21 protein-coding genes are annotated in these 21,811 nt (G+C 60.6%); 10 read left to right on the top strand and 11 right to left on the bottom strand.

Going from position 1 to position 21,811, the window contains the following annotated elements:
- Position 1: 1 nt before the first annotated feature.
- The 4 genes from aceE to ampD form a co-directional block, all read right to left on the bottom strand.
- Entirely contained in the window at positions 2–2,665 is a 2,664-nt protein-coding gene (aceE, locus tag QUE41_RS19155; RefSeq protein WP_286340558.1) for a pyruvate dehydrogenase (acetyl-transferring), homodimeric type, read from the bottom strand.
- 68 nt (positions 2,666–2,733) lie between these two features.
- Positions 2,734–3,489 (bottom strand): pyruvate dehydrogenase complex transcriptional repressor PdhR, encoded by a 756-nt coding sequence (gene pdhR / locus QUE41_RS19160; protein WP_028107720.1) that lies wholly within the window; start codon positions 3,487–3,489, stop codon positions 2,734–2,736.
- Positions 3,490–4,074: 585 nt separating this feature from the next.
- On the bottom strand, positions 4,075–4,923 hold the full coding sequence (gene ampE, locus QUE41_RS19165) for a beta-lactamase regulator AmpE (protein WP_286340559.1): 849 nt from the start codon (positions 4,921–4,923) through the stop codon (positions 4,075–4,077).
- The gene (ampD, locus tag QUE41_RS19170) at positions 4,924–5,496 is read right to left on the bottom strand and encodes a 1,6-anhydro-N-acetylmuramyl-L-alanine amidase AmpD (protein ID WP_286340560.1); all 573 of its coding nucleotides are present in this window, start codon (positions 5,494–5,496) and stop codon (positions 4,924–4,926) included.
- Positions 5,497–5,541: 45 nt separating this feature from the next.
- Here ampD and QUE41_RS19175 point away from each other — a divergent pair, with 45 nt between their 5' ends.
- From QUE41_RS19175 to yacG, 9 genes are all read left to right on the top strand, one after another.
- Positions 5,542–6,042, top strand: coding sequence for a retropepsin-like aspartic protease family protein (locus tag QUE41_RS19175; RefSeq protein WP_286340561.1), 501 nt, complete (start codon positions 5,542–5,544; stop codon positions 6,040–6,042).
- A gap of 6 nt (positions 6,043–6,048) precedes the next feature.
- On the top strand, positions 6,049–6,888 hold the full coding sequence (gene nadC, locus QUE41_RS19180; protein ID WP_286340562.1) for a carboxylating nicotinate-nucleotide diphosphorylase: 840 nt from the start codon (positions 6,049–6,051) through the stop codon (positions 6,886–6,888).
- A gap of 251 nt (positions 6,889–7,139) precedes the next feature.
- On the top strand, positions 7,140–7,562 hold the full coding sequence (locus QUE41_RS19185) for a pilin (protein WP_286340563.1): 423 nt from the start codon (positions 7,140–7,142) through the stop codon (positions 7,560–7,562).
- Positions 7,563–7,571: 9 nt separating this feature from the next.
- Positions 7,572–9,137: a type IV-A pilus assembly ATPase PilB gene (gene pilB, locus QUE41_RS19190; RefSeq protein ID WP_286340564.1), complete on the top strand. Its 1,566-nt coding sequence runs from the start codon at positions 7,572–7,574 to the stop codon at positions 9,135–9,137.
- Entirely contained in the window at positions 9,134–10,366 is a 1,233-nt protein-coding gene (locus QUE41_RS19195) for a type II secretion system F family protein (protein ID WP_286340565.1), read from the top strand. The genes pilB and QUE41_RS19195 overlap by 4 nt, the downstream gene beginning before the upstream one ends.
- Before the next feature lie 35 nt (positions 10,367–10,401).
- Positions 10,402–11,283: a prepilin peptidase gene (locus QUE41_RS19200; RefSeq protein WP_286340566.1), complete on the top strand. Its 882-nt coding sequence runs from the start codon at positions 10,402–10,404 to the stop codon at positions 11,281–11,283.
- Positions 11,280–11,885: a dephospho-CoA kinase gene (gene coaE, locus QUE41_RS19205; protein ID WP_286340567.1), complete on the top strand. Its 606-nt coding sequence runs from the start codon at positions 11,280–11,282 to the stop codon at positions 11,883–11,885. Before QUE41_RS19200 ends, coaE begins: the two co-directional genes overlap by 4 nt.
- Complete coding sequence (locus tag QUE41_RS19210; RefSeq protein ID WP_286340568.1) at positions 11,878–12,633, top strand: cell division protein ZapD; 756 nt, start codon at positions 11,878–11,880, stop codon at positions 12,631–12,633. The genes coaE and QUE41_RS19210 overlap by 8 nt, the downstream gene beginning before the upstream one ends.
- On the top strand, positions 12,630–12,830 hold the full coding sequence (gene yacG / locus QUE41_RS19215; RefSeq protein WP_286340569.1) for a DNA gyrase inhibitor YacG: 201 nt from the start codon (positions 12,630–12,632) through the stop codon (positions 12,828–12,830). The genes QUE41_RS19210 and yacG overlap by 4 nt, the downstream gene beginning before the upstream one ends.
- A 54-nt stretch (positions 12,831–12,884) precedes the next feature.
- Here yacG and mutT read toward each other — a convergent pair whose 3' ends face one another.
- From mutT to QUE41_RS19230, 3 genes are all read right to left on the bottom strand, one after another.
- Positions 12,885–13,265, bottom strand: a complete 381-nt coding sequence (mutT, locus tag QUE41_RS19220) for an 8-oxo-dGTP diphosphatase MutT (protein WP_286340570.1) — start codon at positions 13,263–13,265, stop codon at positions 12,885–12,887.
- Positions 13,266–13,334: 69 nt separating this feature from the next.
- Complete coding sequence (gene secA / locus QUE41_RS19225) at positions 13,335–16,022, bottom strand: preprotein translocase subunit SecA (protein WP_286340571.1); 2,688 nt, start codon at positions 16,020–16,022, stop codon at positions 13,335–13,337.
- A gap of 70 nt (positions 16,023–16,092) precedes the next feature.
- Complete coding sequence (locus QUE41_RS19230) at positions 16,093–16,998, bottom strand: M23 family metallopeptidase (protein WP_286340572.1); 906 nt, start codon at positions 16,996–16,998, stop codon at positions 16,093–16,095.
- 31 nt (positions 16,999–17,029) lie between these two features.
- Here QUE41_RS19230 and QUE41_RS19235 point away from each other — a divergent pair, with 31 nt between their 5' ends.
- Positions 17,030–17,479, top strand: a complete 450-nt coding sequence (locus QUE41_RS19235) for a DUF721 domain-containing protein (RefSeq protein ID WP_286340573.1) — start codon at positions 17,030–17,032, stop codon at positions 17,477–17,479.
- 1 nt (position 17,480) lies between these two features.
- Here the strand turns inward: QUE41_RS19235 and lpxC are convergent, their stop codons facing one another.
- The 4 genes from lpxC to QUE41_RS19255 all read right to left on the bottom strand — a co-directional run bounded on the left by lpxC (position 17,481) and on the right by QUE41_RS19255 (position 21,808).
- Positions 17,481–18,392 carry a UDP-3-O-acyl-N-acetylglucosamine deacetylase gene (gene lpxC / locus QUE41_RS19240; protein ID WP_286340574.1) on the bottom strand — a complete coding sequence of 304 codons (912 nt, stop codon included), beginning with the start codon at positions 18,390–18,392 and terminating at the stop codon, positions 17,481–17,483.
- Positions 18,393–18,489: 97 nt separating this feature from the next.
- Complete coding sequence (gene ftsZ, locus QUE41_RS19245; protein WP_286340575.1) at positions 18,490–19,719, bottom strand: cell division protein FtsZ; 1,230 nt, start codon at positions 19,717–19,719, stop codon at positions 18,490–18,492.
- 96 nt (positions 19,720–19,815) lie between these two features.
- Positions 19,816–21,051 carry a cell division protein FtsA gene (gene ftsA, locus QUE41_RS19250; protein WP_286340576.1) on the bottom strand — a complete coding sequence of 412 codons (1,236 nt, stop codon included), beginning with the start codon at positions 21,049–21,051 and terminating at the stop codon, positions 19,816–19,818.
- Positions 21,052–21,058: 7 nt separating this feature from the next.
- Positions 21,059–21,808 (bottom strand): cell division protein FtsQ/DivIB, encoded by a 750-nt coding sequence (locus tag QUE41_RS19255; protein ID WP_286340577.1) that lies wholly within the window; start codon positions 21,806–21,808, stop codon positions 21,059–21,061.
- Positions 21,809–21,811 lie beyond the last annotated feature (3 nt).

The following is a 21,811-nucleotide window of genomic DNA, read 5'->3' on the forward strand; positions in this document are numbered from 1 at the left end:
ATCAAGCCCACAGCGGATTCGGTTTGGCGGTATCGATGCCGTACTGCTCAATGGTCTGGGTCAGCACCTCAACCGGCAGCTCGCCACGGTCCACCAGGGACTTGAGCGCGGCCAGAACCACCCAGCGAGAGTCCACTTCGAAGTGGTGACGCAGGTTGGCGCGGCTGTCGGAGCGGCCGAAGCCGTCGGTGCCCAGTACGCTGTAGTCGCCGGGAACCCAGGCACGAACCTGATCGGCGTAGGACTTCATGTAGTCGGTCGCGGCGATAACAGGGGACTCATCCAGCACAGTGCTGATGTAGGCCTGCTTAGGTTTGGCAGTGGGGTTCAGCAGGTTGTGGCGTTCAATGTCCTGACCGTCACGGGTCAGTTCGTTGAAGCTGGTGACGCTGAATACGTCCACATCGATGCCGTAGTCCTTGGCCAGGGCGTCGGCGGCCTTGCGAACTTGCTGCAGGATGGAACCACAACCCAGCAGCTGTACCTTGCCTTTGCCGGACCCCTTGATGCTGTCCAGCTTGTAGATACCCTTGATGATCCCCTCTTCCACGCCTTCTGGCATGGCAGGTTGCTCATAGTTCTCGTTCAGGGTGGTCAGGTAGTAGAACACGTCTTCCTGGGCATCGCCGTACATCCGCTCCAGGCCGTCGTGGACGATGACCGCCACTTCGTAGCCATAGGTTGGGTCATAGGTGATGCAGCTTGGGATGGTGTTCGCCTGAATGTGGCTGTGGCCATCCTGGTGCTGCAGACCTTCGCCGTTGAGGGTGGTGCGTCCGGAAGTACCGCCAATCATGAATCCACGGGCACGCTGGTCACCGGCCGCCCAGGCCATGTCACCGATGCGCTGGAAGCCAAACATGGAGTAGTAGATGTAGAACGGAATGGTCGGGGCGTCGTTGGTGGAGTAACTGGTCGCCGCCGCCAGCCAGGAGCTCATGGCGCCCAGCTCGTTGATCCCTTCCTGCAGTACCTGGCCCTTCTTGTCCTCACGGTAGTAGGCCACCTGGTCCTTGTCCTGAGGGGTGTACTTCTGGCCTTCATGGGCATAGATGCCCACCTGACGGAACAGGCCTTCCATACCAAAGGTACGGGCTTCATCCGGGATGATGGGCACGATGCGCTTGCCGATCTGCTTGTCTTTGAGCAGGGCGGTCAGGACGCGGACGAACGCCATGGTGGTGGAGATTTCGCGGCCGTTGGAGCCCTTGAGCACGGCGTCAAACGCCTTCAGCGGCGGGGTGATCAGCTCCTCGGTGAACTTGGAGCTGCGGGCCGGCATGTAGCCTTTCAGGGCTTCACGGCGCTCGCGCAGGTATTTCACCTCTTCGGAATCTTCACCCGGGTGGTAGTAAGGGATGTCTTCCAGCTGATCGTCGCTCAGAGGGATGTTGAAGCGGTCACGGAAGTGCTTGATCGCATCCATGTCCATCTTCTTCACGCCGTGGGCGATGTTCTTACCTTCACCGGCTTCACCCATGCCGTAACCTTTAACGGTCTTGGCCAGGATCACCGTGGGGCGACCCTTGGTTTCGGTAGCCTGCTTCAGGGCGGCGTAGACCTTCACCGGATCGTGACCACCACGGTTCAGGCGCCAGATGTCGCTGTCGGACATGTTGGCCACCATCTCGGCGGTCTCCGGGTACTTACCGAAGAAGTGCTCACGGGTGTAGGCGCCACCCTTGGCTTTGCAGTTCTGGTATTCGCCGTCGACGGTCTCTTCCATCAGTTGCAGCAGCTTGCCGGAGGTGTCCTGGGCCAACAGGGGATCCCAGTAGCGACCCCAGATCACCTTGATCACTTCCCAGCCAGCGCCGCGGAATTCACCTTCCAGCTCCTGGATGATCTTACCGTTACCCCGTACCGGGCCGTCCAGACGTTGCAGGTTGCAGTTGACGATGAAGATCAGGTTGTCCAGCTCTTCACGGGCCGCCAGGCCGATGGCGCCCAGGGCTTCCGGCTCATCCACTTCACCGTCACCGAGGAAGCAGTAGACCTTCTGTTCGGAACAGTCTTTGATGCCGCGGTCGGTCAGGTACTTGAGGTAGCGCGCCTGGTAGATGGCGGCAATGGGACCCAGACCCATGGATACGGTGGGGAACTGCCAGTAATCGGGCATCAGACGGGGGTGAGGGTAGGAGGAGAGACCCTTACCGTCCACCTCCTGGCGGAAGTTATCCAGCTGAGATTCGGTCAGGCGGCCTTCCAGGAAAGAGCGGGAGTAGATGCCGGGGGCGATGTGACCCTGGAAGTACACCAGATCACCACCATCCTTCTCGTTGGGTGCACGGAAGAAGTGGTTGAAGCACACGTCATACAGGGTGGCACTGGAGGCAAAGCTGGAGATGTGGCCCCCAAGCTCCAGGTCCTTCTTGGACGCACGCAGTACCATGGCCAGGGCGTTCCAGCGAACGATGGCACGAATACGCTCCTCCAGCTCCTGGTTACCAGGCATGTGGGGTTCGGAGCCAACAGGGATGGTATTCACATAGGCGGTGGTGGGTTTGTAGGGCAGATGGGCACCGCTGCGGCGGGCCTTGTCGATCATCTGCTCCAGCAGGTAATGAGCCCGCTCGGGACCATCCTGCTCCAATACCGCCGCAAGGGCGCCCAGCCATTCATGAGTTTCTTGCGGATCCACGTCGTGTGGCATCATTTCCGGCATCACAAAATTCCTCTTCCATCGTTGCTTGTGATGGGGCGGCCCGAAGGACCGCCTTTACTCGCATTCTGCTAGTAGTCGTTCCGCAGGCGGCGCAGGCTGCGCTGCTGACGACTGTCTTCCTGGCGCACCTCGATGGTCACTTCCTCGATGTAGGCCAGGTGTTCATTAGATGCCCTGCGCGCCACTTCGGGCTCGCGATTCAAGATCGCTTTTAACAGAGCTTCCCGGTGCAGGTTGGCGTAATGGGCGGAGCCCTCCCGGCGGTACAGAAGACCGAGGTTTTCCGTCACATTACGCTCGAGCAGAGGCGACAGACTCAACACCACGTGCAACATGGCAACGTTGTGTGAGGCTTCGGCCACCGCACGGTAGAAGTCCACGATCGCCTTGGCTTCAAGCTCAAGCTGACCCTGGACCTCATGGAGTCGTTCAATTCGCTGCTTAAGAATGGCGTGATCCGAATCGGTACCACGCAATGCTGCATAATAGGCCATCATTCCCTCGGTTGCGTGACGGAACTCCAGGAGGTCGTACTGAGTCTCCGGGTTGTCCGCCAGCAATTCGATGAGGGGATCGGCCAAGCTTTTCCACAGCTGATCCTGCACGTAGGTGCCGCCACCCTGGCGCCGATTCAACAGGCCTTTCACCTCCAGCTTCTGAATCGCCTCCCTCAGAGAGGGTCGGGATACTTCAAACTGTTGTGCCAGCTCCCGCTCCGGCGGCAGTTTCTGCCCCGGTTTCAGGCTGCCTTCGAGGATCATCTTCTCCAGTTGGTTAACGATGACGTCGGACAGCTTTGGCTGACTGATTTTTTGGTAGGCCATGGTCGGATAACTTCCCAGTCTGCTAATGGTTTGTCAATTGGTAAGACCATTATGAGTGCGGCACAAAATGTAGCAGATCACACTCTTTAATGGCAACCACTTTGATTGAAATCACAGAATGCATTTAATAGATCGACCTGATCAATAAAACCGAACAGGCCTTGCAATCAATGGTATGACCACTTTACAACATTTTGATCTCAAAGGAATCTGTGAATGAGATTCTGGCAGGCAAAGGGGATTGCTGCCACGTTGGATCATCCCTTGTTTGAGAGATAGATCAACCGACCGGTTCGCAATTTCGACAATTGAAGTGAGTCGAATTCTGTTGGCAATTCAATCCAGCCTAAAATCGCTGATTCTTCAACCGGCTTTTCACTGGTCAGACTGACCCATGTGCGCCAGATCACTCCTTGGGTCTCGGCGGTGTGAACTGATTCGGAGTCGGAGATGAAAAAGGGGAGCCGGAGGGCTCCCCTGGGTCATTGAATTGACCAGAGACACAGACGGCGGCGCTCTTGAGCTGAACCGGCCTGCATCCGCAGTGAACTGGCAGACTTTTGGATGAGTCTCGCCGCAGCAAACCTAACTGAGCACGCCGAAGATGGTCAGCAGGGAGACCAGGATCAGCAGCAGGGTGACATTGCGCTTGGCCAGCTTCAGCAGGTTGAGGGTGGACTGGACGCAAACCGGCGCCGCGGTCTCCACCGGAATCTCCTCCGCCACCAGGGCAACCCGGTAGATCAGGGTGCGGGCCGACACCGTGGGCTTGAATGCCAGTGACAGCCACACCGACAGGGCGCGGCTGAAATGGCCGGAAAGGGCAAAGCCGAACGCCACCAGACGCACCGGTACCCAGTCCAGCAGGGTCATCAATCCGGAGACCAGGGGACGATTGAGCTGATGCCGTTCGAAGTGGTCGTGGTAGCCACGCACCACACAATAGAAGGTCGCCACCGCTGGGCCCAACAACACAAAGTAGAGGGCCACCGCCGCATAGTAGCGGTAGTTCAGCCAGGCGGCCACCTGCCCCATACGCTGTCCCAGCTCGCGCTCGGTCACCGCCTCCAGGGGCACAGGGTCCACCTTGTCGGCAATGTGGAAACTGGCCTGAAGATCGGCCCGGCAGGCGGCTTCGAGGTACTCCTTGAACGCCGCCCTCAGCTCCATGTGACTGAACAACACCACCCCCACCAACAGCCACAGGGCCAGATGCCAGACGCCATAGTGCACCCCTTCGAACTCATAGGCGAGCAACGCCACCAGGGCAGGCGCCAGAGCCAGGGAGAACAGCATCTTCCAGCCGCTGCGCAACTCACTGTCGTTAAATAACCTGCTGCGATAGGCATCAAACACCGCATTAAACTGCAGTGAAGGGCCGATCAACTTCAGCCGCTCCAGCAGCAGTACCACCAGTAGTGAAAACAGAGCCATTTAGCTTGCCTTGTCTAATCCGAGCCTGTAACGGTTCCAGTCAAAATGGGGGCCGGGGTCGGTCTTCCTTCCCGGGGCGATATCACTGTGACCCACAATTCTGTCCAGGGTGATATCGGGGTAAGACGCTAATAAAGCAGAAGTTACCCCGATGAGACTATGGTATTGTGCCATGGTGAAGGGGCGATGATCACTGCCCTCCATCTCAATTCCTATGCTGAAGTCATTGCAGCGGCTCTGCCCAGCCAGTTCACTGACTCCCGCATGCCAGGCACGGCGATCGAAGGGGACATACTGAATCACCTGGCCGCTTCGCCGTATAAAGAGATGGGCTGACACCCTCAGCCCCCGGACGTCCGCCAATACCGGGTGATCCACCTGGACGCAGCCAAGGAACAGCTGGTCGACGTAGTCGCTGCCAAACTGATCCGGCAACAGGCTGATGTTGTGGATCACCAGGGCGCTGATGGGAAGTCCCTCCGGGCGGGCATCCTGGAAGGGACTGAATCTGTGGGTCGCGCCCCTGAGCCAGCGCCCCTGAGGATCCAGAGTATAGTGGTTGCCCTTGTCCATGGAGAACACCGATAATGCTAAAACCCACACTGTAGCAGGTCCGGTATGAAGAGAACACGTCCGCACTCTCCCCTGGGAAAGCCCATGCTCTTTCTGGCCTGGCTATCCATGCTGGGTCTGCTCTACCTCTATTTCGACGACAAGCTGGCACGCCAGCACAACCCCAACCTGGACCCTGTGATTCAGGGAGAGGAGCTGGTGCTGAAGCAGAATCGTCGCGGCCATTACGTGGTGGCCGGGGACCTCAATGGCCAACCGGTCACCCTGATGCTGGACACCGGGGCCACCACCATCTCGGTGCCCGCCCACCTCGGCCCGGCACTGGGGCTGAAGCCCGGCTTCCCCTATCCGGTCAGTACCGCCAACGGCACCATCACGGTGCACCGCACCACCATAGAGACACTCACAATCGGGCCGCTGACCCTGTATAATCTGGACGCCAGTCTCAACCCCGGCCAGGAGGACGACACCATACTGCTGGGGATGAACGCCCTGAGGCACCTGGAGCTGGTGCAACGGGGACAAACACTTACTATCAGGAAGTAACTCACTATGCTGGAAAACGACATCCGCCTCACCGTGGCCGCCGCCCTCACCGAAGACCTGGGTGGACTCCATGCCGACGAGGGGGACATCACCGCCCAACTGATCCCTGCCGAGCGCAACGCCGAGGCCACCATCATCAGCCGCGAAGAGGCGGTGTTTTGTGGTAAAGCCTGGGTGGAGCAGGTGTTCAACCAACTGGGGGGCGAAGTGGCCCTTCACTGGCACGTGGATGATGGCGATCTGGTGCTGCCCAATCAGGTCCTGTGCGAGCTCTCCGGCCCCGCCCGCAAGCTGCTGACCGGCGAACGGGTGGCACTGAACTTTGTCCAGACCCTGTCCGGCGTGGCCACCCTGGTCAACCAGTATGTGATGAAGCTGGAGGGCACCGGCACCCAGTTGCTGGATACCCGCAAGACCCTGCCGGGGCTGCGCACTGCCCAGAAATACGCCGTCACCTGCGGCGGCGGTAAGAACCACCGCATCGGTCTGTTCGACGCCTTCCTGATCAAGGAGAACCACATCGCCGCCTGTGGTGGCATCGGTGCCGCCATCGCCGCGGCCCGCGCCCTGCACGCCGACAAGCCGGTGGAAGTGGAAGTGGAAAACCTGAATGAACTGCAGCAGGCCATTGACCATGGCGCCGACATCGTGATGCTGGACAACTTTGACCTGACCATGCAGATGCAGGCGGTGGAGCTGAACCAGGGGCGCGCCAAGCTTGAGGTAAGCGGCAACGTCACCATAGACAGCATCGCCGAGTTTGCCCACACCGGCATCGACTACATCTCGGTGGGCGCCCTGACCAAACACGTCAAGGCCGTTGACCTCTCCATGCGCTTCCGCTAATCGGGATATCGATCCGGCATCAGCATCCAAGACGGCACCCCTGGGTGCCGTTTTCTTTTTTTGCCTTTCAACCACTTCCAGCAACCTGCTGATTATCAGGAGTAAAAGGCTTGGCTCCTTGATGAACCAGAGTTTTTTGGCTCTGAACGCCTTGTGACGGCAGCACTTTGTACTAGCTTTTAGGTTGACTGACCTCTTCGCAGGACGCGAAGAGGAGACAAGGATTGTCGCCAAAGCAAAGGAGTGTCCAGATGCGTAACCGTGCCCGCCAGACAGGCTTTACCCTGATTGAACTGATGATCGTCGTGGCCATCGTCGGCATCCTCGCCGCCATCGCCCTGCCCGCCTACCAAACCTACACCCAACGCGCCAAGTTCAGTGAAGTGATCTCTGCCACCGGCTCCATCAAGACCCAGATAGAGGTGTGTGTGCAGACCAAGGGCACCACTGGCGACGCCGCAGCGGTACACACCGCCTGTAACGGCTCGGTCAGCACCGCAGGCGCCGACTCAGGCGCCTACGTGAACAGCGTGACCTTTACCACAGCGGGCATTACTGCCACCGGCACTTCAGACGTCGACAGCAAAACCTATATCCTGGTGCCCACCGCCAGCAGCGGCACCATCACCTGGAATCAGACCACGGGCAGCTGCGTCGCCGCCGGTCTCTGTTAAGGATCTCGGATGGACGGGCATTATTATCAGCAGGCGCGCGACCTGGGCGCGCCGCTGTTTGATGTCCGCCACCTCAATACCGACACCCTGCCAGTTGAGCTGATCAGCCTGAAGCTGGTGGAGCGTCACCGCTGCCTGCCCCTCTCCTCCCGGGGCGGACAGCTGTTTGTCGCCACCTGTGACGCCGCCAACCTGACGGTGCTGGAAGATTTCGAGTTCAACACCGGCCTGAGGGCGGTGCCGGTTCTGGTGGACCAGAGCGCCCTGGAGCAGGTGATTGAGCAGTTCCTGGAGAGCGACTTCGACGCCCTGGAGCTGACCGAGCTGGATGAACAGAACCTGGGCAGCATCGAGGTGGAGGAGCAGGGCGAGGAGCGCGACGCGCCACCGGCCGCCGACGACGCCCCCATCGTCATCTACATCAACAAGCTGCTCACCGACGCCATCAAACGAGGGGCCTCGGATCTGCATTTCGAACCCTTTGAGTCCAGCTACCGCATACGCTTTCGCATCGACGGCGTGCTGCACACCGTCTCCACGCCGCCCGCCAACCTGGCCAGCCGCATCTCTGCCCGGCTCAAGGTGATGTCCAAGCTGGACATCGCCGAGCGCAGGCTGCCTCAGGATGGCCGTATCAAGCTGCGCCTCAGCCCCAAGCGGGCCATCGATTTTCGGGTCTCCACCCTGCCCACTCTGTTTGGGGAGAAGATCGTAATGCGGATCCTCGATGGGTCTGCCGCCCTGCTCAACATCGATGTCCTCGGCTATCACCCGCACCAGAAGACCCTCTATCTGGGGGCGTTGCAACGGCCCCAGGGGATGATCCTGGTCACCGGCCCCACCGGCTCCGGCAAGACGGTGTCCCTTTATACCGGCCTGAATATCCTCAATACCGAGCAGCGCAACATCTCCACCGCCGAAGACCCAGTGGAGATAAACCTGCCCGGCATCAACCAGGTACAGATCAACAACAGGGCCGGCCTCACCTTCGCCGCCGCCCTGCGCGCCTTCCTGCGCCAGGATCCCGACGTGGTCATGGTGGGGGAGATCCGGGACCTGGAAACCGCAGAGATCGCCATCAAGGCGGCCCAGACCGGCCATCTGGTGCTCTCAACCCTGCACACCAACTCCGCCGCCGAGACCCTGACCCGGCTGCTGAACATGGGGGTGCCCGCCTACAACATCGCCGCCTCGGTGTCGCTGATCATCGCCCAGCGGCTGGCTCGAAGGTTGTGCCGCCACTGCAGGCAGCCGGAGTCTCTGAGCCCCGAGGTACTCAGGGAAGCGGGCTTCAGCGAGGCCCAGATCGCCTCAGGGCCGACCCTGTATCAGGCCAAAGGCTGTGAACACTGCACCGGAGGCTACAAGGGGCGACTGGGGGTGTATGAGCTGCTGCCCATGTCGCCGCCCCTGGCGGAGCTGATCATGGCCAATGGCAACTCTCTGGAGCTGGCCCAGGTCGCCATGGAGGGAGGCATGGTCCCCCTGCGTCAGTCCGGCCTGGCTCAGGTGGCCGCCGGAGTCACCAGTCTGGCGGAGATCAATCGCATCACCGACTGGGAGGCCCAGAGATGACCCATCAGGCCAAAGGGGGCGACGCCTCCATCATCGAATTTCTGTGGCAGGGGGCCAATGCCAACGGTCGCCGCACCAAGGGTGAGATCCGCGCCATCAGTTCGGAGGAGGCCCGCGCCCAGCTGCGCAAACAGGGGATCCACGCGGTGCGGTTGAGGCGCAAGCCCAAGCCCCTGTTCGGAAGGGGCGCCAGCGTGACCCCTATGGAGATGGCCATGGTCACCCGACAGGTGGCCACCATGCTGATGGCTGGCGTCCCCCTGGTCACCACCCTGCAGATGATAGGCCGGGGCCATGACAAGGAGGCGATGCGCACCCTGCTGGGGGAGATCCTGCTGCAGGTGGAAGCTGGACTGCCCCTCTCCAAGGCCCTGCGCCCCCACCCCAAGCAGTTCGACGACCTCTACTGCGATCTGGTGGAGGCGGGGGAACACTCCGGGGCCCTGGACCGAGTGTTTGACCGCATCGCCACCTACAGGGAGAAGGCGGAGGCGCTCAAGTCCAAGATCAAGAAGGCGATGTTCTATCCCACGGCGGTGATTGTGGTGGCGGTGATCGTCACGGTGATCCTGCTGCTGTTCGTGGTGCCCCAGTTTGAGGAGATCTTCGCCAGCTTCGATGCGCAGCTGCCGACGTTCACCCAGCTGGTGATTCAGCTGTCCCGCTTCCTTCAGCTGGCCTGGCCCTATTTTGCCGGGGGGCTGATTGCTCTGATCTGGGGGTTCATCCAGGCCCATCGCCGCTCCCAGAGGTTCAAAGACTGGATTGACGCCCTGCTGCTGAAGCTGCCCCTGGTGGGCCCGATCCTCAACAAAGGTGCCGTCGCCCGCTTCTCCCGCACCTTGGCCACCACTTTTGCCGCCGGGGTCCCGCTGATCGACGGGCTGGAGTCCGCCGCCGGTGCCGCCGGTAATGCCGTCTACCGAGATGCGGTTCAGGCGGTGCGCCACGAGGTGATCTCCGGACTGCAGATGAACATGGCGATGCGTACCCAGGGGGTGTTTCCAGACATGCTGATTCAGATGGTGCTGATCGGCGAGGAGTCCGGGTCCCTGGATGAGATGCTCAACAAGGTGGCCAACATCTATGAGATGCAGGTGGATGATGCCGTAGATGGGCTCTCTACCCTGATTGAACCCCTGCTGATGGTGGTGATCGGCTCACTCGTGGGTGGATTAGTGGTGGCAATGTATCTTCCGATCTTCCAATTGGGTAGCGTGGTCGGCTAGGATCTACGGGTTAACTCACTAAACCGAATCGATAAATGGATTACTGGATCACCCTATTTCACACACAGCCCTGGCTGTTCATCACCCTGGTTGCCCTGCTGGGCCTGATCCTGGGCAGCTTCCTCAATGTGGTGATCCACCGTCTGCCCATCATGATGGACAGGGACTGGCGCATCGAATGCCAGGAATACTGCGAGCAGCCGGTGACCCGCTCCGACCTGCCAGAGACATTCAACCTGGCCACCCCGAGATCCCGCTGCGGTCACTGTCAGACCCCCATCCCCATGAAGCACAACATTCCTGTGCTCAGCTATCTGCTGTTGGGGGGCAAGTGCCACAGCTGCCAAGGCAGCATAGGCCTGCGTTACCCCATGGTGGAGCTGATGACCGCGGCGGTATTGGCAATGATGGCCTGGCAGTTCGGGCCCACCCCGACCTTTGCCGCCCTGTCGCTGCTGAGCCTGGGGCTGATCGCCCTGGCCTTCATCGACGCCGACACCATGCTGCTGCCGGACCAGATCACCCTGCCCCTGCTGTGGCTGGGCCTGCTGTTCAACATCAAGGATGGCCTGGTGCCCCTGGAACAGGCGGTCGCTGGCGCGGCCTTCGGCTACCTCAGCCTGTGGAGCGTCTTCCAGCTGTTCAAGGTGGTCACCGGCAAGGAGGGGATGGGGTTTGGCGACTTCAAGCTGCTGGCACTCTTTGGTGCCTGGCTGGGGTGGAAGCCGCTGCTGCTGATCATCCTGCTCTCCTCGGTACTTGGCGCGGCCTACGGCATACTGCAGCTGGCCCTGGGCAAGCTGAAGCGGGACAACCCCATGCCCTTCGGCCCCTGGATCATCTTGGCAGGCTGGATAGCCCTGCTCTGGGGCGACCAGATTGTCCATTGGTACCTGACCCGGGTGCTGGGCCTGTGAGCGCCCTGCTGATCGGCCTCACCGGCGGCATTGGCTCCGGCAAGACCACGGTGGCCAACCTGTTTGCCGACCGGGGCATCGAACTGATCGACGCAGACATCATCGCCCGCGAGGTGGTGGCGCCGGGCAGCGACGGCCTCAAGGCGATCGTTGACCATTTTGGCAAGGAGATGCTCTCCAGGGGGGAGCTGGACCGGGCGGCACTGAGGGCCAGGGTGTTCAATAACCCCCAGGAGCTGCAGTGGCTCAACAACCTGATCCACCCCTTGGTACGCACCACCATGACCGAGCGGGGCAAGGCCGCCGCCTCCCCCTATGCCCTGCTGGTGATTCCGCTGCTGGTGGAGAACGGCCTGCAGTCCCTGGTGGAACGGGTTCTGGTGGTGGATCTGCCGGAAGAGGAGCAGCTCAGGCGCACCATGAGCCGCGACAGCAACGACCGTGCCCTGGTGGAAAAGATCATGGCCAACCAGGCCAGCCGCGAACAACGCCTGGCCGCGGCAGACGATCGCATTGACAACGGCGGCAATCTTGCCGACCTTAACACACAGGTGGAACGACTCCATCAACACTATCTGACACTTGCCGGGAGCCATGAGTAACTCGACTCTGTATGAACACCCCCTAAATGAGCGAACCCGCTTCTACCTGCGGGTGGAGCAGCTGATCCAGTCTCTGGAGGACTGCCGCAACGGCGACTGCCCCAGTGCCCACCGCAGCCTGTTTCGCACCCTGTTTGAGCTGTGTGACCTGTTGGAGCGCTCCGACATCAAGGGCGAACTGGCCAAACAGGTGGACCAGAGCCTGACGCTGGTAAACCAGTGGCAGAGTCAGCCCGGGGTGGATCAACAACAGCTGCAAGCCCTGGTGGATACTCTCAAGGGGCAGAGCAGTGCCCTGCTGCAGATGGAGCGGCCGGGCAGCACCCTGCGCCAGGACCGCTTCCTCAGCCAAATTCGCCAGAGGGTCAACCTGGCCGGCGGCGCCTGTGGGTTTGATCTGCCCAGGCTGCAGTTCTGGCTGGGTCAACCCAGAGAACAACGGATCCGGGACATTGAGGCCTGGCAGGCCACCCTGGCCCCGCTGACCGAGGCGATCACCCTGCAACTGCAACTGATCCGCGAATGCAGCCATTGGGAGAACAAGGTGGCGATCCAGGGGCAGTTTCTCCATAATGCCGACCATCCCCTGGCGCTGTTGCGGGTGCGACTGGACAACCACTACGGCTGCTACCCTGTAGTGAGTGGCCACAAGAACCGCTTCAGCCTGCATATGATGAATGCCAGCACAGGCAGTGCCGAGGTTCGTAACCTGCCCTTTAGCCTGTCGCTGTCGATGGAGACCCCATGACCCTGGAAGTACAATGCCCCACCTGCAAGAAGACAGTGACCTGGGACAGTGACCACCCCTTCAAGCCCTTTTGCAGTGAGCGCTGTAAGCTGATTGACCTCGGCGACTGGGCAGACGAGAAACACGCCATCCCTGCCGAACCTGAGATCCCCGACGACCTGGGCTACGACGAAGGCGACTTCTTCAAAGAGGACTGATGCCAGAAACCGGCACAACAAAAAGGCTCCGATTGGAGCCTTTTTCGTTTGCCGCTACAGGGCGTCGATGACCGAGTCATTGGCCTTGGGGAAGGGCAGAGCCCGAAGCTCCTCCACACTGGCCCATTTCAGGGGCTGGCCCTCCCTCGCCTGTGCCTCTCCCAGATAGCCGGTCACCCGGAAGAAGTGCAGCTCCAGGGTGCGGTCATCAAATTCAAACACCTTACGCTCCATCAGCTCGGCCTGGGTCAATTCCAGTCCCACCTCCTCATGAAGCTCACGGGCCAGGGCCGTCAGTTCATCTTCCCCTGCCTCCGCCTTTCCGCCGGGGAACTCCCACTTGCCCGCCAGGTGCTGATCCCCCTGGCGCAAGCTGATCAGGTAGTGGTTCTGCTGGTTCTTCACCAGACCAATGACGATTTTCTGGATGCTCATCCGTTGTTACCTTCCTAATACAAAAATGCCAGTCCGGAGACTGGCATTTGCGGTTCGATTCAAGCCTTATCAGGCCAGCTTACCGTGGCACTGCTTGTACTTCTTGCCGGAGCCACAGGGACAGGGCTCATTGCGGCCAACCTTGGGCTGGGGCGCTTCTTCACCCTCCGGGGCACCGGAGTAGTTGCGCTGGGCCGCCAGGGCTTCCTCCTGCTCACGGCGCTTGGCCTCCATCTCATCCACCTCGGACTGGGTCTGTACCCGCACCTTGGAGAGGATGGAGATCACGTCGTGCTTCAGGGTCTCCAGCATGTTCTCAAACAGCTCGAAGGACTCGCGCTTGTACTCCTGCTTGGGGTTCTTCTGGGCGTAACCGCGCAGATGAATGCCCTGACGCAGGTGATCCATGGCCGCCAGGTGCTCCTTCCACAGGTTGTCCAGGGTCTGCAGCATGATCGCCTTCTCGAACTGGCGCAGCACAGGCTCACCCACGGACTCCTCTTTCTGCTTGTACACCTCAGCCCAGGCCTGGCTGATGCGCTCGCGCAGGGTCTCTTCGTGGAGGTCTTCCTCATCCTCGAGCCACTTGCTGATGGGCAGCTCCAGGTTGAACTCGGAGTTCAGGCGCTCTTCCAGGCCGGGCACGTCCCACATCTCTTCCAGAGACTGAGGCGGAATGTAGCTGTTGATGACGTTCGCCAGCACATCGTCACGAATCACCTGAATGGTCTCGGCGATGCTGTCGCTGTCCATCAGCTCGTTACGCTGGGCGTACACCACCTTACGCTGGTCGTTGGCCACATCATCGAACTCCAGCAGCTGCTTACGGATGTCGAAGTTGCGGGCCTCCACCTTGCGCTGGGCGCCTTCGATGGATTTGGTCACCCAGGGGTGCTCGATGGCTTCACCGCGCTCCATGCCCAGCTTCTTCATCAGGCCGGACACCCGATCAGAGGCGAATATGCGCATCAGCGAGTCTTCCATGGACAGGTAGAAGCGGGAGGAACCGGCGTCACCCTGACGGCCGGAACGACCACGCAGCTGGTTGTCGATACGGCGGGATTCGTGACGCTCGGTACCGATGATGTGCAGACCACCGGCTTCCAGAACCGCGTCGTGGCGCTTCTGCCAGTCGGCCTGCATCTCGGCAATCTGCTCCTCGGTGGCACCCTTGGCCTTGAGCTCGTCCAGCTCCGCCTGCCAGCTGCCACCCAGCACGATGTCGGTACCACGACCGGCCATGTTGGTGGCGATGGTTACGGCGCCGCTGCGGCCGGCGTCGGCCACGATCTGGGCTTCCTGCTCGTGGAACTTGGCGTTCAGCACGTTGTGCTTGATCTTGGACTTGCGCAGGGCGTTGGAGAGACGCTCGGACGCCTCAATGGAGATGGTGCCCACCAGGGCAGGCTGGCCACGCTCCTGACAATCGATGATGTCGGCGATGATCGCTTCGAACTTCTCCTCCTCGGTCAGGTACACCTGATCGGGGCGGTCATCACGAATCATCGGACGGTTGGTGGGGATCACCACGGTGTCCAGATTGTAGATGTGCTGGAATTCGAACGCTTCGGTGTCGGCAGTACCGGTCATGCCACCGAGCTTGTCGTACAGACGGAAGTAGTTCTGGAAGGTGATGGAGGCCAGAGTCTGGTTCTCGTTCTGGATCTTCACACCCTCTTTGGCTTCCACCGCCTGGTGCAGGCCTTCGGACCAGCGACGACCCGGCATGGTACGGCCGGTGTGCTCATCCACGATGACGATCTCGCCTTCCTGGATGATGTAGTCCACATCCTTCTCGAACAGGGTGTGGGCGCGCAGGGCGGCGTTGACGTGGTGCAGCAGGGAGATGTTGGCGGCGCTGTAGAGGGAGTCGCCCTCCGGCAGCATGCCGATCTCCGCCAGCAGCAACTCCACCTTCTCCTGGCCGCGCTCGGTCAGGTGAACCTGTTTGCCCTTCTCGTCGATGGTGTAGTCACCTTCGCCGGTGTACTCCTCGGTGTCTTCCTTCTCCTGACGCTCCAGGCGGGGGATCAGCTTGTCCACCTTGATGTAGGCTTCGGAGCTGTCTTCGGCGGCACCGGAGATGATCAGCGGAGTACGGGCTTCGTCGATCAGGATGGAGTCCACCTCATCGATGATGGCGTAGAACAGGGGGCGCTGCACCCGCTCAGGGGCGGAGAAGGCCATGTTGTCACGCAGGTAGTCGAAGCCAAACTCGTTGTTGGTGCCGTAAGTGATGTCGGCGGCGTAGGCCTCTTTCTTCTGCTGGGGTGCCATGCCGGGCACGTTGGTGCCTACGGTCATGCCCAGGAATTCGAACAGGGGACGGTTCCAGTCGGCGTCACGGGTGGCCAGGTAGTCGTTCACGGTAATCACGTGAACCCCTTTGCCGGTCAGGGCGTTCAGGTAGGCGGGCAGAGTCGCGGTCAGGGTTTTACCCTCACCGGTGCGCATCTCGGCGATGCGGCCGGACTGCAGCACCATGCCACCCACCAGCTGCACGTCGAAGTGGCGCATACCGAACACCCGCTTGGAGGCTTCGCGAACGGTGGCAAAAGCCTCAGGCAGAATGTCGTCCAGGCTGGCCCCATCATTGATGCGCTGCTTGAACTCCTCAGTCTTGGCCTTGAGCTCTTCGTCACCCAGGGCCTCGAATTCCGCTTCCAGCTGATTGATCTGCGCGGCAACCTTGCGCAGTTGCTTCAAGGTGCGCTCGTTCTTGCTACCAAATATCTTGGTGAGGAGTTGTGCAAACATCGTATTTTTTCACTTTCTAGAAAGGTCTTGGGCCAGACTCCGCCGGTCCCACCAGGATTGCCACCCCCGCTTAACTGCGGGGCTTACGATAAACGTATTTGTTAGGGTTGACCTGACGATCGTTGCGCAACACTTCATAGTGGACGTGTGGTCCAGTCGAGCGGCCGGTGTTGCCCAGTTCGGCAACCACGTCTCCCTTCTTCACCACCTGGCCTGCTTTGACAAGCAGGGACTTGTTATGACCGTAACGGGTCTTGAGCCCGTTACCGTGATCAATCTCGACCAGATTGCCATAGCCATACATCTCTCCGGAATAGGTCACTACTCCCGCTCCGGTGGCTACGACGTCGCCTCCTTCCGTTCCCGCAAAATCGATGCCTTTGTGCATGGCGGGACGGCCGGTAAATGGATCGTTGCGCATCCCATAGTCAGAGGACTGCCAGCCCTTGACGATGGGACGTCCTGACAAATAACTGCTTAGGTCTATATGGTGATTGCGCTCGACAGTTTCAAGTAGCGCCAGCTGGTTGTCTGAGCTGTCCAGCCGTTTGGCCAGTTGCTCCATATCCAGCAGCAGCTGCTTGAGCTCCACATCACCCAACTCATCGGCATTGGCGCCACCCAGGCCCACTGCCGATGAGAAATCAAACTGTTCGGTAAGTTCGGCCCGATCGGCCAGTGCGATACCCAGGGACTCCAGGCGGTTCATCTGCGCCTGCATCCGCCCGAGGCGGACCGCCAGGGTGGCCAGCTGGGTCTGGGACAGCTGACGGATCTCATCCACCTGCTCCTGACCTTCGGCCTGACTCTCCTGGGCCTGAGCCAATTTTTGCTCGGCCTGGTGCAACTGTTCCTTATGGGCCTGGAACAGGCCGACACCCGCAGCCACCAGCATCAGCGGCAGTAAAAACCACCCCTTGCCTGGTTGCCAGTGTCGTACACCGTGCTTTCCCTTAATAAAGACTGTTACACTCATGGAGTTCTTTTCTTATGTTTCGTGTCTTGGTATGAAGTCAAAACCAACCGATGTTGCCGAACTGATGGGCCAGAGGCTCCGCCAGGTTCAGGAGCGAACCGAATCGCTCAGACAGCTGCAGCAAGTAACCGCCGACATCCTGGGGAATGACCTCAAGGGGCGGTACCGGGTGGCCAACATTCGCAACGGTGTCATGATCATCGAGACCGACAGCGGCGCCTGGGCGACCCGGCTGCAGTTTATGAAACTGCAGCTGCTGCAGCAGTTGCGGCAACAAAACTTCCCAATGCTCACCACTATTGAGATCAAAGTCAACCCGGCACTGTCCAGGATTGAGCGTCCGGTAACGCAAAATCTCAATAAGCTCAGCCCTCAGTCCGCGAGCCAGATTCAGGAACTGGCAGAATCTATAGGCGGCAGTCTGGGAGAGAAGCTAAAAAAACTGGCCGCCCATGGGGGCGGCCAGCAAGGTAACTCTTAGGTCAGGCGGTAACCGGTGCCAGGTAGTCCATGGGCACCTCCTGAGCCTCCTCGAAGCTCACCAGCTCCCAGGCTTCCTGATTCTCCAGAACGGCGCGAATCAGCTGATTGTTCAGGGCGTGGCCGGACTTGAAGGCGGTAAACTCGCCCAGGATGGCGTAACCACCCAGGTAGAGATCGCCCACCGCATCCAGAATCTTGTGCTTAACGAACTCATCTTCCACCCTCAGACCATCGGGGTTGAGGATGCGGAACTCGTCCAGCACCACCGCATTTTCCATGCTGCCGCCCAGGGCCAGGTTGTTGGCCCGCAGGTACTCGATGTCGCGCATGAATCCGAAGGTCCGGGCGCGGCTCACCTGCTTGATGTACTCGGCGGAGGAGAACTCCATCACCATCTTCTGCTGGCTGCGAGCGATCTCCGGATGATCAAAGTCGATGGCAAAGTTGAGCTTAAAGCCATTATGGGGACGGAACTCCGCCCACTTGTCTCCCTCTTCGACCCGGATCGGCTTACGGATGCGCAGGTACTGTTTGGACGCAGGCTGCTCTACCAGGCCGGCGGTCTGAAGAAGGAATACAAAGGGACTGGCACTGCCGTCCATAATGGGGATCTCGGGGGCATCCACCTCGATGATGGCATTGTCCACGCCGAGACCGGCCAGGGCAGACATCAGGTGCTCCACCGTCGCAATGCGGTGGCCCTCGTCGCTGACCAGGCCTGTACACAGGGTGGTTTCACGCACCAGCGCAGCACTGGCGGGAATTTCCGCCACCGGGGTCAGATCAGTGCGCCGGAACACGATCCCTGTGCCCACTGGGGCGGGATTGATGCTCATGGTCACCTTATCACCGGAGTGAAGGCCCACACCGGTTGCCTGAACCGGGCGCTGTAGAGTGCGTTGTTTACTCATTAACCGTCCTGCTCTCTATAAACTCAATGAAGGGCGCGTATTTTACCAGAAAAAACGCCCAGAACCAAAATCTGGTCTGATCAGCCAGTAAAGCCTTTTAATCCAGCTGCTTACGCAGAAACGCCGGAATATCCAGGTAGGCACCCTTCTGGGATTCCTGGGCGGGCGCGGCGTTGCCGTGGTTGCTGCTGGCCGGAGCCGGCGCAGGTGCAACGGGCTCGGCAGCCGGGACCGCAGGCTCAACACGGATAGGCTGCATGGACACCGGAGGCTGCTCCATCGGCTTGGGCTCGGGCTGAGCCACAGGCTGAGGCGCTGGCGCCGGGGTCGCGGCCTTGGGTGGCACCACGATCTGGATGTCAGGCTTCTTGTCTGCGCCGATGCCGGTGGCCACAACGGTCACGCGGATCTCGTCGCTCATCTCAGGCTCGATGACGGTACCTACCACGATGGTAGCATTCTCAGACGCGTAGGCGCGAACGTGGTCACCGATGAGGGTGTACTCTTCGATGGACAGGTCCATGCCACAGGTGATGTTCACCAATACGCCCTTGGCGCCGGTCAGGTCGATGTCTTCCAGCAGCGGACTGGAGACGGCGGCCTCGGCAGCCTCTTCCGCACGGTTCTCGCCACGGGCCACGCCTGTGCCCATCATGGCGTTGCCCATCTCGGACATCACCGTCTTCACGTCGGCGAAGTCGACGTTGATCAGACCGGTACGGGTGATCAGTTCGGCGATGCCCTGTACCGCACCCAGCAGCACGTTGTTGGCGGCGCTGAACGCCTCCAGCAGGCTGGTCTTGGTGCCCAGTACCTTGAGCAGCTTGTCGTTGGGCACGGTGATCAGGGAGTCCACATGCTTGGACAGCTCCTCGATCCCCTGCTCGGCGTAGGCCGCGCGCTTCTTGCCTTCAAAGACAAATGGCTTGGTCACCACGGCCACGGTGAGGATCCCCTCCTCCTTGGCCACCTCGGCAACCACAGGCGCCGCGCCGGTACCTGTGCCCCCGCCCATACCGGCGGCGATGAATACCATGTCGGAACCGGTCAGGGCCGCACGGATGGACTCTTTGTCCTCCATGGCCGCTTCGTAGCCAACCGCAGGGTTGGCACCGGCACCCAGGCCCTTGGTGACGTTCTTACCCAGCTGAATGGTGGTACCAGCGGTGGACTTGCGCAGTGCCTGCGAGTCCGTGTTGGCCACGATAAACTGAGCCCCTTCGATGGTCTGCTCGACCATGTGCTCGATGGCGTTACCACCACCGCCCCCTACACCGATCACCTTAATGACCGCATCTTCGGTGTGCGCGTCCACAACCTCAAACATACTTTTATCTCCGTTTAGCCTGCGTCCAAATTGAATCTGTTACCTAGCGGCTGTGTCACCGGGGTCAATCCTAACCCCGTTCCACTCAGCGGGCCGCTAAAACTCGCCCTTAAACCAGCCTTGGATCCTGTCCAGCAGGCTGGTCACTCCGTGTTTGGTGTGGCGTTCTACTTCCCGATCGCGGATGCGCTCGGCGCCAAAGTACAGCAAGCCGACGGAGGTTGCAAAGCTTGGCTCGCTGACGTATTCCTTCAGTCCCTTGGGCTCGTGGGGCACCGCCACCCGAACCGGCATGCCGAAGCACTCTTCGGCCACCTCGACCGCCCCTTCGATGGCGGAGGTGCCTCCGGTGAGCACCACCCCTGCGGCCACCTGCTCCTCGAAACCACTGGCCCTGAGCTCCTCCTGGACCAGTTCGAAGATCTCCTGGTAACGAGGCTCCACCACCTCCGCCAGGGTATGGCGGGACATGGTGCGCGACGGCCGGCCACCGACGGAGTGCACGTCGATGCTCTCCTCCTGGCTGACCAGGGCACTGCGGGCCGAGGCGTACTGCACCTTTATCTGCTCCGCGTAGGAGAGCGGGGTGCGGAAGATCTTGGCGATGTCGCTGGTCACCTGATTGCCGGCCACCGGAATCACCGCGCAGTGGCGCAGGGCTCCGTTGGTGTAGATGGAGATGTCAGTGGTGCCGCCACCGATGTCCACCAGGCAGGCGCCCAGATCCTTCTCATCCTGGGTCAGCACCGAATCGGCACTGGCCAGGGCGGAGAACACCAGATCCTCCACCTGGATGCCGCAGCGCTCGACGCACTTGATGATGTTCTTGGCCCAGTCGTTGGAACAGGTGACGATGTGGACATCCACCTCCATGCGCATGCCGGAGATCCCCACGGGACTGCGGATCCCCTCCTGCTCATCAATGGTAAACTCCTGGGGCAGCACGTGCAGGATGCGTCGCTCCGTGGGGATCTTCACCGAACGGGCGGTGTGAATGGCGTGGTCTACGTCATCCTGGGTCACCTCATCGTCGTCGATGGAGACCATCCCCTTCTCATTCTGGCTGTCCACGTGACGACCGGAGATGCTCAGGAACACCGAGTCCACCTGGCAGTCCGCCATCATCTCCGCCTGGCCAATGGCGTTCTTGATGCTGCGGGAGACCGAATCCAGGTCGTTCACTCCGCCCTTGTCCATGCCACGGGAGGGCTGACTGCCCAGGCCGGCGATACTGATGGCGCCGTCAGGCAGCACCTCGCCGATGATCGCCACCACCTTGGAGGTGCCGATGTCCAAGCCCACAATTAGGTTTCGCTCCTGACTTTTGGTCATGATTTCATCAATCTCTCTGTTCCAACTGCCAGCCGACAGCCAATCCCGTATCGTACCGAATATCAATGTATTGTGCTCGCCTTCCTTGCTTGGAAAGCGTGGGCCACAGCTCAATAAATCGCTGCAACCGCTCTATCCCTTCGATGCGCCCCAGCCTGAGCTCCAACCCATCTTCCAGGGTCAGGGTCCAGGCATGGCGATGACTCAGGGTAAGACTCTGAGGCATAAAGCCATTTAACCTCAGAAGCTCGCTGAATTTCAGCCAGTTCTGCCACACTTTTTCACTGCTGCCTTCCGGCCCGGCCAGTTCAGGCAATTTGCCCACTCCGGCGCGTTCGGGTGCCTGGAAGGCTTCGGCGTCCTGATTCAGCCACTGATCACCGTTCCAGTGCGCCATGGGGCGCTGCTCCACCAGATAGAGCCGCAGCCGGTTGGGCCACTCGCGCCGCACCGTCACCCGGTTGACCCAGGGCAGCTGGGTCAGGGCGCTGCGCACCTTCTCCATGTCGGCGGTGACCAGGCTGTCCCCTTCGATGTGGGACAGGGCCAGGCGAACCTCCTCATCCTGGGTGTAGCTGCGCTGCCCCACCAGGGCGATCTCATCGATGGGCAAGCGCTCCGCATCGGCCAGGATCTGCCCCAGCAGCCGCCCTCCCCAGGCCAGGGCGATCAGTACCGCAATCAGCAGCAGCACGCCGCACACCGAGTACCAGTTCACCCTGGGCCGGGTCCAGTTGCGCCACACCGCCAGCCCCATCGC

The sequence above is a fragment of the Ferrimonas sp. YFM genome (genome assembly GCF_030296015.1).
GTDB lineage: Bacteria > Pseudomonadota > Gammaproteobacteria > Enterobacterales > Shewanellaceae > Ferrimonas.